We start from the raw sequence: 12801 nt of genomic DNA on the forward strand, positions 1-12801 counted from the left end.
CGGATTGAAACTGCTCAGTTCACCCGCAACCGCGGTACGGGGCAACCAGCTCTCCTCGCTCGGGATGCTGGTCGCCGTCGTTGTCACACTTGCTTCCAAAGAGATCCTTGATTTCCGCTGGATCGCCGTCGCGGCGGTACTCGGGACCATCATCGGTGCCGTCGCCGCACGACGCGTGGCGATGACCGGCATGCCGGAAATGGTGGCTCTGTTTAACGGTTCCGGAGGTGTTGCGAGCCTATTGGTCGGATGGGCGGCCCTCGACATGGGCGGCAACCCCGAAACCACCGTCCCTCAATCAACCTTCACCATCATCACCATCCTCGTTTCGATCTTGATCGGTGGTGTGACATTCTCGGGCAGCATCGTGGCCTGGGGAAAACTCTCCGAAACGATGCCGAGCCGAGCGATCACGCTGCCCGGGCAACAATTCATCAGCCTGTTACTGCTGATCGCGATGATCGGATGCGGCGCGATGATGGTCGCTCAACCGGAAACCTGGAACGCGACCCTGATCTACGCGGTCATCGTGCTGTCGCTGGTCCTCGGTGTGATGGCGGTGATCCCGATCGGCGGTGCGGACATGCCCGTCGTGATCTCACTGCTCAACAGCTACTCCGGACTCGCCGCCTGTGCCGCCGGTCTTGCCATCAACAACACCATTTTGATCGTCGCCGGATCGCTCGTCGGTGCCGCCGGAATCATCCTAACGAACATCATGTGCAAAGCCATGAACCGTTCGCTCAGCCATGTGTTGTTCTCCGGATTCACCGCAGCCAAAACGGCGACCAAGGTCGAAGGCGAGGTCAAACCGATCGTGCCCGATGACGCATACCTGATCCTGGAAGCCGCCTCATCGGTCGTCATGGTCCCCGGCTACGGAATGGCCGTCGCTCAGGCGCAACACGTGGTACGCGAACTCGGTGAACTGCTCGAGCAAAACGGTGCCGAAGTCAGTTATGCGATCCATCCGGTCGCCGGTCGCATGCCCGGTCACATGAACGTTCTGCTCGCCGAAGCCAACGTGCCCTACGACCAACTGGTCGAGATGGACGACATCAACCGACGAATCGACAACGTCGATGTTGCGATCGTGATCGGAGCCAACGACGTCGTGAATCCGGCCGCCCGCGAGGACGAGAACAGCCCGATCTATGGGATGCCGATCATCAATGTCGACCACGCCCGAACCGTTTTCGTCCTCAAACGATCCATGGCCTCAGGCTTCTCCGGCGTCGAAAACCCGCTGTTTTTCGGTGAAAACACACGAATGCTCTTCGGCGACGCCAAGCAATCCCTCTCCAGCGTGATCGCGGAATTCAAGGACTAGGAGTCCGTAGATTTCGCGAATCAGCCAGGTACATTCTTCTTCGAGAGTCGTTCTTAGTGTCCCGGTTGACCAATATCGGTCAGCCGACGCAAGTCTTATCTCTCGTCTTTCTCACCGATGACCTCATCCCCCAACCGACCACGTTTTGTGTCGGTCTCCAATGGCATCGAGTTCCTGCTGATACCACGCTCAGAACTCGCCCATGCGGAAGCCAATGGATACTACCGGCCCGAAAACCGTGGGCTCAAAATTCTTGAAAAACACGGACGCCTCTACGAGGTCCCCGCAGACTCCGCCCCCCCGGCTGAACTGCAAGGGTACCGGGATCTTCTTCAGCGAGAACGGCGTACTTCCTCCACGAAGCAAACCTCACCCGCCGCCGCGCCCACCCCAGAAGACAGCGTCTCGGAAGATCCGGAAGACCGCGTCTCGGAAGTTTCAGAAGACAGCATCTCGCAAGATAACGTCCCGGACGACGCTTGCCCCGAATTCAACAACCCCGCAGACAACACCGACAACGTCGCGACTTGTTCGGATACTCCTGTCCCCGACGCATCCGAGTCCCTCTCGATGGCAGCGGTCATCGAACAGTCGCAACGAGAAACTGAGCAACAACAGCTCCAACGACAACGCCTGATCGACGAAAACGAAGGCTGGCGGAAGCATTGGTTGCGATGGAATTTTTGGTTCGCCGAGCGGCGTGATGCGATCTTCCGTCAAATCGGAACCAACAGCATCAGCATTCTCGTCCACGTCGCGATCATCCTGGCCTTGGCGAGTTTCTACTTGGTGAGTCCACAGGAAGACAGCCTCGTGATCATCGCTGCGCCCAGCGAAAACGAGACGCTCGTCGAAGAATTCACTATCGAGACCGACCCCGTCGAGATCACCGAACCGGTCGACAACGAACCTGATTCAGCCCCGGTCGAAGACGTCGTACCGGAAGTCGTTGAGTCCGCCGCCGTGCCCGACTTCCTGTCGACCGTTAGCACCGCATCGATCAAACCGCCCGCGATGCCGGCGAAATCATCAATGCTGCCGGGCAAAGGCAACTCGCCTACCAAAGGCAAACCAACCATCTTCGGTAGCAAGTTCGCAGCAATCAATAACGTCTTTGTGATCGATAACTCAAACAGCATGACGCGGGGACGATTCGAAACCGCCCTCATCCAACTGATGATCACCATCAACCAACTCACACCCAAACAACGTTTCTACGTCATCTTCTACAGCGACACCGCCTACGGAATGATGCACCCGAACACGGTGCGAAAACTGGTTGCCGCCACCCCGAAGAACAAAGCCTCGCTGGCGAACTGGCTCGACACGGTGCCGCTCTGCCTGAGGACCAACGGCAAAAAGGCAATCCAGGTCGCGATGGATCTGAAACCCGACGTCATCTACGTGCTCGGTGACGGTGCCTTCACCGATGGCGCTGCCAAATACTTTGCCTCCAAACCCAACCCCAACGTTGTGATCCACACGCGGGGAATGGAAGTCAACAAAGCGAACGCGGCTCAATTCAAACTGCTCGCGACATCGCACCGAGGGAACTACCGGGATGTCGGCGTCATGCCCGAAGGTCTAGCCATGTCAAACCGTTACCCGCGGAAAAGAAATAAAACGCGTGGCCCCATTTGGGGAATCACCCTAAAACTGCAATAGCGAATCGCAATCCTCTTCCCCACTGGCTTGAACGCACGGAGTCTCCTCGATCGCTACCGCCGCTTCCTACCGTAAAGGCATCTGTCCGGTTTGCCTCAAAGTGCACCAACTCGATCTGAACTTCAGTTCGTCATTGAGATGCCAGTGCGGCGCGACTCTATTTCTATCCCCCAAAGGAAGACTCATCACTGCGATTGACGCGCAAGCGCCTTCGTTTGACGAAACAGACCTCGGTCCCACGGGAAACGATGACGCCTCTTCCGAACTGGTGGTCGATATAAATGAAGTCGATGCAGATGAAAACGTCTCGGAGAGTCCTCTCACCAGCGACGAACGTGAAAAAGAACCGGAGTCAAAATCCCCGATCATTATTCAAACGGAGGAGAAGCCACAGCAAACCGATCGCGATCCCGGCAACGATCGAAAACACCGTGCCAAGAACCGAAACAACCGCACGCCGATGATCGCCGGACTCAGCTTGGTATCGCTGCTGCTCGGAGCCTCGCTCGTCATGTTTCTGACGCGTTCGCCGGACAACGCGGCAACGAAACCATCCGCCACACAATCTCGCGCAACACGGCAACTCCAAACATCCGGGGAATCGTCTCCCCAAACCATCGCCATCGCTCCTGGAACACTCAAAGCCCTTGCCGCCAAGATCCCGACCCCCAATCGAAAGGACACCTCGGAACAACTCACCTCGCTCGCAAGTACAAACGACTCCCGGCCCCGGCCGACCAACAAGAAAAACACTGACAACAGGAAAAACACTGACAACAGGAAAAACACTGCCAACGAAGAAAACACTGCCAACGAAAAAAAACCGCTCACCCTTTGGCGGACCGACGGTAGCCCCCGACCTCGTCCTGCCACGCCCCTCCGAGCCTCGCAAACGAATCGCGATCATTGCACCGGCACGAACGTCTCGGTACTTCGACGACGCCTACAACGATGCCTACCAAAAATACGAGTCCTGGTCCGAACTCGACGACAAGGCGACCGACAGTGATGAATACGAGACGCAGTTTGGACAAGCCCTCGGCGCGATCAGGGCAGCCTATGAGATGTCCCTACATCGCGATGATCGCCAACGGCGAGAAGAGTTGCTCTACCTGCTGACGTATCTCTCGCATAAAGCAGGCCGATTGATGGAAGCGGCCATCTATGGCGAAACCATCGCTCGAACCGGAGATCCGTCCGCCAGTGCCACCCGTGACGGTGCATCGATCGCCTTGGCGGCACTGCAGGAGGCTTCCGCGATTCACTGGGGGAAACCGGACGATGTCGGCGAACTTCGGTACATGCAATCGATCGCCGAGGTTATCGACGCCCGCTGGCCGGACGACTCACAACACAACGAAATTTGGTTCACGCTCGCTCAGTCTTACGCCGCTTTTGGACAATACGAACACGCGACCCGAGCCTATGCCAAAGTGCGCAAAGAATCATCGCTCTATGCCGATGCCAAACTCGGTTCCGGCACCGCGTACTGGTCCTTGTTTCTGCACCGAGCGAGCCAACCTGACGTAGATCCTGACGCGATGCTCGCGCTCTTGTCCAAGGCGTCCCAACAATACAACGCGGCGGTAAAGGTTCTCGAATCCAAACTCCGCAGCCCAACGCTGCCGCTGCTTACCGCAAAACAAATGATCGCCATCATCGCTGACCGCACCGGCGATTCGAACGCGGTCATACGCTCGACAACGACCGGCAAATTCCCTCTGGTTCAATCACTGCGGATCGGACCGCCAAGCCCAAGAGGAAAACGAAAAAGAGGGCCCCCAAAAACACTCGCTGTCCCAAGCGATTTTTCGAGAACGGTCCTTCAACTCCTCTACCGAGCACAAACTCAACGAGGCGATCTGCAGGCCGCGCAAAGGACACTCTCGCAACTCGACAAACTGCCCGACGCGAAAGGAGGCAAAGACGTCGAGTCGATGCAACTCGCAACCACGGTCCGCCGATTCAAAGGAATGATCGCCAAACAGCGGATCGTCATGCCCGAGATCAAAGAGCTCGATGCGATGCTAGCAAAACTGCCACCGAAATCAAACGCGGTATCGCCGCAAGATTGGCTGTGGATTGGCCAGTCCTGGGCACAACTCGCATCCAAAGCAATCAACGCCCAAACCGCAAAGGCGTGCTATGACCGCGCCGCGAAAACGTGCAGCGTCGCCATCGCATTGCCATCCTTTCCCGAAGACCGAGTCGCTGCGACACAAGTTCGCCACGCAGAATGGCTCAGACGAGCAGGCAAAACCCAAGCGTCACTCAACGTCCTCGCCGAGATCCTCGAAAAATCTCCTAACGTATTCGACCTGCAAACGCAGGCCGCCATGTCGCTCGAGAAGTTGGCCATCGAGCAAGATTCTGAACCGGACCTGCGAGCCGCAATCCGCGGCCCAGACGACCAGCCCGCAATTTGGGGTTGGTCCAAACTCGCCGTGCAACTGCACAAACTGCGTTACTCAGATCGCGGAACCGTCGAACATGCCGACGCCTTGCTCGCCGCTCATTTTCACCTCGCTCGCTGCCGTTGGATGCTCGTCGAAGTTCTCGGCTGTGCCATTGAAGACAGTGCCATTGAAGACAGTGCTACTGAAGACAGTACCCCTGGAGGCGTTGCGTTTGATGGCGTTCGCCAACAAAACACTCTTCGCAAACAAACATTGAAACAGATCGCAAACGCCCGCTTGGCGATCCCGCCGGACACCGACCTGGACGCCAAATGGAGCAAAACGTTTGGCCAGCTCGAATCGGAATTATCCACCAACCAATAGCGAGAATACACTCCGAACTCTTCACTCTCTTCGAGTATCCCAACTCAACTAGGCATTCGGGTAACCCGTATTGGATCTAATTTAAGATCCCGCGGCATGAGGAGCTTTAACAAGCAGGATCTTTAATAAGATCCACTCCCCAAAAATCGAAGTGCCATAAACCACTAAAGGTTCTCTTCGATTTCCTCTGCGCTCGCCCGTGTCCCCAGTGCGCCCCACAACCCGTATGGACTGATCGCTCCCGGTTCACGTCCGGCGGTTCCGCCCGAAATAACTGTCCCCGATTCGGTATTGCCTGCCTCGATGGAGTCAGTAATGAATTTCACGGCATCATCTGCCATTAACGCATGCGCGCCACCTTGGTGCCGACTGGACATTGACGCCATTCCGATGCCCGAGTCCCCGCCCGCAAAACACACCCCCGAATTCGGCGGCAAGATCGTGTTGAACCCCGTGTATAGCGCCGCCCCGTCCGCCCAACGGAAGCCTCGCCGTTGATTCTCGCTGCCAATGCTCGCCGTTACCGCATCCTTGTTCGCCACGTCCCAAAACATCGGTCGTTCCGGATCAAGCTGTTCCCGGCACAAGACCGGCGAATCATGAATCATCGACCACGGATTCAAAAGCGATCCACTCGTTCGGCTATCGTGGTCACCTAGATCCGTACAAATTTCTCCGGCCATGATTGTGTTGGCCAAGCCGTCGAGAACATCCCGAAAACGGATCACCTTTCGTGGCACGAACACACCACGTCCCGACGCCTTGATTTGCGATTCTCGGTCATTCGCCCACGCAGACAATTCTGCATTCCAACGAGTCGGCCCGGTATTGAGCCAATGAGTGGCGTCACCAAGGCATGCGGCGTAATTAGTCCGGCCATGCGACGGCAAACCCAATCCTGGATCGGAGGGGCATCGAAATGTCGGAATCTCCGTTTGCCACGGATCAAACTGCCGAGTCCACGGGGCAGGCCCCATCGGCGAAAACTGTTTGCTCTCCCCATCAGATAACTCCCCCGCCGACACGTCTTCCCAAATCATCTGCTGTTCCACAAACGGCAATAGCCCGACGAGAAAACTCAATCGATAGCGGTTGTTTCCGGGTGCAGACGTGCCGCCGGAATCCGATTCCGAATCGTAGGTTCCTCCCATCTGCATCGGTAACTGGCTGTACGCCGAGTGATAGTTGTGCAAACCGAGACCGATCTGTTTGAAGTTATTACTGCAACTCATCCTCCGCGCAGCCTCCTTCGCCCCACGCGTCGCCGGCAGCAACAACCCAAAGAGCACTGCGCAGATTGCCACAACGACGAGCAATTCCACCAAAGTAAACGCGTCTCGCTTCTTTTGCGTCAACATCCCCCACCCCTCCACATGCAAAACTTGTGCGTGACCCTTTATTCAGTCTGCCCGACCGAGAGTTCATGCATTTCTTGATCGTACTGCTCATAGTCGGCGGGACTTGAGAACTCCGCGTCATCGGCCGGCACCCGCACCAACGATTCGCCTCCGCACCCAACCGTCGCCAGAACAATCAACACGATTCCGCCCCAACAAAGGCTCCTGCGAACCCGATTTTTCAAACCTGTCATGGAACCGCCTCTTTTTCAGTGGGTATCGCCGCTGCACGATCTGGATTCCATTCTCTGCGCGGACGGCGGGCAAAGCAAGTTTCGTAAACGATCAGCGGAATCAACCAACTGATCCAAGAGTTCAATTGGTAGGACCGTTCGGATTCCATCCCGGTCACAATGGCCGCGCCGGCGATCAAACGCAGCAACAACGGCGATGCGAGCAAGACAAAACACCTCATCGCCCATCGGCGGTGTGCGACGAAGCGGCGTTCTCGTGCCCGCAGCACCGCGAGGGCCAAACACCCCGCCGTCGCGAGGTTCAACACCACAAAACCTGCGGCCGAGATCGGCCCGGCGTAGGCGTCTTTTGCCATGATCATTCCGCTCGGGACAACCACCAACATCACCAACAAAAACTGCGTTCGCCCTGCCCAACGATGCCACCACCGCAAACGGCCTTTGCCTTGACTGACAACGAGAAACGTCGCCAACATCAACGCTATCGGGCTAGACAAGATGTGGACGTAGAAGGCCTGCCGATACACGCCCGTGAACGAGTGCCGCCGTCCACTAAGAAAGTTGGATTCAAAATCGGCAGGAAAATAACGTCGATACTCGAGAACAATCGACAGAAAGACCTTGGCCAGCAACAGCACCACAGCCCACCCCAACAACCGCAAAAGCAATTCTCTCGAAGAACGCTTCTCGCTTTCAAACTCATCTCGTTTGAGCGATTGAACCATGCGGGGCCGCTAGCAAGGGATGGTGATTGGAGACCTGACGTCTCCTTCACTATAACCCTTGCGAAATCTCTGCGTTGACTAGCTCGCCCCCGACTGCCTACCGAAATAGCGTTCAATTAGGTCCTGCATCGCTTGCTGCGCCGCCTCACCGTCGGCCTCGCTATATGTCGCCGCCGTGGCACGATACCACCCGGTTCCGTACAGCGGGTTGGTGAGTTTTCCGAGCCCCTTCGGATAGACCCGTTTGAGATGCTGGCGAAACTCGCCATTGTCCATCGGAATCAACGTCTTGTAGTGCAACAACCGGTCACGGATTTCCTTCGACGGTTGCAAGCCTTCTCGACGCATCATCCTCGCGAGTACCTGAGGCCGTTCGGGCTGAACTCCCCAAAAGTGTATCAACGGTGTCAGGTCAGCCCCGGCCGCCTTGGACAATCGCAAGATACGCGCGTCGGTCGGATCGGAGTTGTTAGGAACGCGATCTCCTGGTTTCCAACTGGCATTCTCCTCCTGCCAAAAACGACTCAACGCGTCCCAACCAAAGAGGTTGGCGATCTCGACATATTTCCCATAACCGCGGTGCTGATACTTCACCTCGTCACCGGGTTTGTTGCTGATGTTCATCGGTTTGCCGTTGCGGAAATTCTCCGTAACCATCCACATCACGGCAACCTCATCAATCGTGAGGTGATTCATCTTGTTCACCGAAGAACCGAAGGCTTCGTCCAAACTGAATCCAAACTTGCGGTTCATGACCGCAACGTGAGGAAGGTTGACGAGAGCTTCCGTTTCGCCACGGAACTTGGAACAAAACTGCGAATGCCCGACTTCGTGGAACACCGTCCAATCTGCGAACTGTGGTCCTTTCAACATCCATGGATGCCGGCACTGTTCGGGTTGATATGCGTTGTACGGGTAATTCGATTGAGGATAGCCGGGGAAGTTCGCGTTGCCTCGCATCGCCACATCGGCTTGCAGGTACAGCACCGTTTTCGATCGAACGAGCGGATGGCCGAATAATTCGGATACAGCATCCATCGCCTTATCCCAATCCTGCATCAGTTTGATCGGGTTGTTCAACTTGCTGAGCCAAGCGGTCGGGACTTGCATCATGAATTTGTCGGTCTCGAAATCTGCCCACGGCCCTGGCCACCTCTTTTCAGTTCGATTCCACTCGGCCAATGTCGTCGAATGTGTCTTGGTCATTGAAAAAAACGGTGCCCGCGCCGCGTTCTTGACCCACACCTTCACCGCGCCAAGATTGGCTTGATACGGAACCTCAATGTAAACACCGCCCCCGAGAGGATTCGCGATCAGGGTCCGCGCCTCGGTGATCGGATAGACCAATGACACGCGATCGATGCGTTCGATCGTTTTCTTCTTCGACAGATCCCAAGAGTGCGCCCCGACTCGGATTGAAAAGCCCTTGTTGACCATGGTAGGTGGCACTGCGACTTCCGCGATCTGCCCTGGCACCAGGTACCAACCCGTTGGTCGACGTGCCGCTCCGTCCGCACCGGCCACCGGACTTCCGACCGCTTTGGGATGCGACGCGTTGATCAACGCCGAATGAATCCCTTTTCCCGAACTCGCCTTGCCGACCGCACCGGGAAAGTACACTGATGTTTTGAAGAACATCCCGTCCATCATTCGGCGATACTTCTTCAAGTTGGCTGATGTGTACGCGTTGTCCAGCAACCCTTGTTGTAGAGCCAACATCGTGTGCTCGAGTTGCAGGTCAGGCGATGGCTTTCGCGGAAACCCATTCTTCGTCTTTGGATTCAAAAACAGCGGCCCTGCCTTCTGCTCATAGAGCTCAACAACCGCAAACGCTTTCGCCATTGTTTTGGAATCCGCACCGAGCACGCCCGCGTTCTTTTCGATGAGCGCACGTCCCCGAGCGAGTTCTTCCGGAGACAACGAGGAGGTGCCCTCGATGTGCTGCTGCAGTCGCACCAACGCGGTGGTGATCGTGTCTTCGCTCGCACATACCGGGATCGCAAATCCGACACACACGAAGGCTAGAAAGAATCGAAGATTCATGGGCTCACTCTGATGGAATCGTACTAACGGTGAACAGCCCAATAAAAACACCACATCCAAAGCAATCGACAATGCAGCCTTGATGACGATGCAACATGGATTCGGCTCTCGCTGCCGAATCATCATGCGCTATCAACGGTCGTGAGAAACGTCCCAAGGCGAACGTCAACATGCGGTTTGCGATCCAACAATGACTCCACAAACCACACACATTGGACGACATCTCTCGTCTGTATTGGAGCTGTTCTTTGTTGCTAGCTTTGTCAGTAAAGAACGTCGTCGCAACCGTGATCATGCAGATAGGACAACGAATTTAGAACTTCTTTCGCTGCTGTGCGCCGGCGACCGAGACCCACACCGCGACGCGCACGGGGGGCTCTTCATCGCCCCGATGACGACTACGCACCATCGCCGAGATCGAGACGACTCGCGTAGCGCCGCAAGACCTGATCTCGCAGTCCCTCGAGCTCTTCCGCATCCATCTGCGGGTCCTCATCGATCAGGTCCTGAGCCATCTCTCGGGCGACCTGCAGGATCTCAACATCACGATTGAGATCAGCAATCCGCAGCGGTGCCAAACCACTTTGTTTCTTCCCCAACATGTCTCCCGGACCACGCAATCGGAAGTCCGCCTCGGCGAGTTCGAAACCATCGTTGGTTTGTTCAAACACTTTCAAACGCTCGCTCTCCTCAGGTGATCCCTCCCCGTCGGTAAAGACACACAGATAGCCCGCGTGAACACCTCGAGAAATTCTGCCACGCAACTGATGCAACTGAGCGAGTCCAAATCGATTGCCACCGAGGATTGTCATCACGGTTGCATTGGCGACATCGACTCCAACTTCGATGACTGTGGTGCTGACGAGAACGTCCACCTCTCCGTCAGCGAAACGCTGCATCACATCCTGTTTGGTTTCGGCATTCATCCGACCGTGCAGCAACTCAACCCGGAGCTTCGGAAACACACGATCCCGCAGATGTTCGTAAGTTCGATTCACCGACGTTACATCTTCCACCTCATCGACCGCCGCGGCGCCGTCCTCATCTTCTTGGCGATCGTTGCCTCTTTCGGCGACATCATCACCCACACGTGGAGCGACGACGTAGGCTTGCCTTCCTTCGGCGATACGCTGTCTCACAAAATCCCACCATCGATCTCGCCATGAGTCCACCGCGAGATACGTATGCACCTCGCCACGTCCGGCGGGCTTCTCACGAAGCGTACTTAAATCGACATCACCGAACTGCGTCATCGCAACGCTGCGAGGAATCGGGGTCGCCGACATGACGAGGTAGTGCGGGTCGACGCCGCCTTCTCGCAACCGAACTCGTTGCCGGACACCGAACTTGTGTTGCTCGTCGATCACACAGAGCCCGAGCGAGTGAAACTCGATGTCATACACGAGAGCCTGCGTGCCGATGATCAGATCCAACTCACCCGATGCGATCTTTTCGAGAGTCTCACGTCGTTGTGCCGTCGACAATGATCCGCAAAGCAGACCGATCCGCACGCGGCTGTCGGCGAGGATCTTGCCGAACGTTTGGTAGTGCTGACGGGCGAGCACTTCGGTCGGTGCCATCAACGTCGCTTGATGGCCCGACGCGACGGCGAGCATCATGGCGAAAATCGCGACTACCGTTTTTCCGCTACCGACATCACCCTGCAACAATCGGTTCATCGGAAACTGCCGTCCCATCTCGGCGGCGATCTCATCGATCACACGATTCTGATCACTCGTCAGCTCAAAAGGGAACCGCCGAAGAATGCGTTGCCGAATCTGCGCGGTGCAGGTCATCGCCGGTGCCTGCAATCGTCCGGTCAGTGACGAACGACGCATCGCCAAGGCGAGCTGCATGACAAACAACTCTTGAAAAATCAGCCGAACGCGAGCCGCCGTTAGTTCCTCCTCCGACGGCGGATTGTGAAGGTCACGCAGCGTAGTCGCGATCGTCGGCAACGCCCCTTCAACTGCGACGCCGGCATCTCGCAAACGCCGCGCCGCATGCGACCGAATCTCACCCGGCATGACCTCTTTCACGCCGTCTGCGAGAACGTCGGCAACCCGCCGCGTCAGCCGCCGGAGTTCGTACTCCTTGATGCCTTCGGTCAGCGGATAAACCGGAAGGATCTCGCCGTTTCTCTCCTCATCGGCTCCGTCGACGTCTCCCTCGATGAGTTCGTACTTCGGATGCGTGAATTCCCATCGCAACCCAGCGAGCTTCGGCGTGCCGCTGATCCGCACGCGCCGATCCAAGGTCAACTGTTCGGCGCGGAACGGCTGGTTGAAGAAAACAATCCGCACCGCGCCGGAATCATTCTCCACGATCGCAGCAAACAGCGATTTTCCCGGAGTCCTCGAAACCAACTCCGCATCGGTGATCTTACCGATAAACGTCGCCGGGCTCCCTTCCTTCAAATCCTCCACCTTGGTCGGCGGTGGAGGAAACTGGTGTTCCCGCGGGAAAAAAAAGAGCACGTCTTGGGCTTTCCGCAGCCCCAACTTCCTCAGTTTTTCCGCCCGCGCGGGCCCCACCCCCGGCAGAAACTGCAACAAAGTCGACGTCTCGAACTCAGGCACCGGCGGCGAATCCGCCTGCGAATCCGGCGTCATTTTCGACGAGGAAAGCGATTGTGGAGTGGATTCGTTGGGTTCAGCCAAAACACTG

9 protein-coding genes are annotated in these 12801 nt (G+C 56.6%); 3 read left to right on the forward strand and 6 right to left on the reverse strand.

The genetic code is table 11. The features are described 5' to 3' along the window. The coding region (locus RSSM_RS31180; protein ID WP_044304149.1) for an NAD(P)(+) transhydrogenase (Re/Si-specific) subunit beta at positions 1–1330 on the forward strand (1330 nt) is incomplete at its 5' end. 117 nt (positions 1331–1447) lie between these two features. Then, on the forward strand, positions 1448–2995 hold the full coding sequence (locus tag RSSM_RS31185) for a VWA domain-containing protein (protein WP_044304150.1): 1548 nt from the start codon (positions 1448–1450) through the stop codon (positions 2993–2995). A gap of 372 nt (positions 2996–3367) precedes the next feature. On the opposite strand, the gene RSSM_RS33470 is transcribed toward RSSM_RS31185, so the two are convergent. Beyond that, positions 3368–3637, reverse strand: coding sequence for a hypothetical protein (locus RSSM_RS33470; RefSeq protein WP_144060269.1), 270 nt, complete (start codon positions 3635–3637; stop codon positions 3368–3370). A gap of 5 nt (positions 3638–3642) precedes the next feature. Here RSSM_RS33470 and RSSM_RS31195 point away from each other — a divergent pair, with 5 nt between their 5' ends. Further along, entirely contained in the window at positions 3643–5775 is a 2133-nt protein-coding gene (locus RSSM_RS31195) for a tetratricopeptide repeat protein (protein WP_144060270.1), read from the forward strand. A 164-nt stretch (positions 5776–5939) separates the two neighbouring features. On the opposite strand, the gene RSSM_RS31200 is transcribed toward RSSM_RS31195, so the two are convergent. From RSSM_RS31200 to recG, 5 genes are all read right to left on the reverse strand, one after another. Continuing rightward, entirely contained in the window at positions 5940–7133 is a 1194-nt protein-coding gene (locus RSSM_RS31200) for a DUF1559 domain-containing protein (protein ID WP_008689522.1), read from the reverse strand. A 38-nt stretch (positions 7134–7171) separates the two neighbouring features. Then, the gene (locus tag RSSM_RS31205) at positions 7172–7366 is read right to left on the reverse strand and encodes a hypothetical protein (RefSeq protein WP_044304151.1); all 195 of its coding nucleotides are present in this window, start codon (positions 7364–7366) and stop codon (positions 7172–7174) included. Continuing rightward, positions 7363–8091 (reverse strand): DUF2306 domain-containing protein, encoded by a 729-nt coding sequence (locus RSSM_RS31210; RefSeq protein ID WP_008689525.1) that lies wholly within the window; start codon positions 8089–8091, stop codon positions 7363–7365. Before RSSM_RS31210 ends, RSSM_RS31205 begins: the two co-directional genes overlap by 4 nt. Positions 8092–8169: 78 nt before the next feature. Continuing rightward, positions 8170–10134, reverse strand: a complete 1965-nt coding sequence (locus RSSM_RS31215; protein ID WP_008689527.1) for a M60 family metallopeptidase — start codon at positions 10132–10134, stop codon at positions 8170–8172. Between the two features lie 398 nt (positions 10135–10532). After that, positions 10533–12746, reverse strand: a complete 2214-nt coding sequence (gene recG / locus RSSM_RS31225) for an ATP-dependent DNA helicase RecG (protein WP_008689531.1) — start codon at positions 12744–12746, stop codon at positions 10533–10535. Between the last annotated feature and the right edge of the window lie 55 nt (positions 12747–12801).

This window comes from Aporhodopirellula sallentina SM41 (assembly GCF_000346505.1).
Taxonomy (GTDB): domain Bacteria; phylum Planctomycetota; class Planctomycetia; order Pirellulales; family Pirellulaceae; genus Rhodopirellula; species Rhodopirellula sallentina.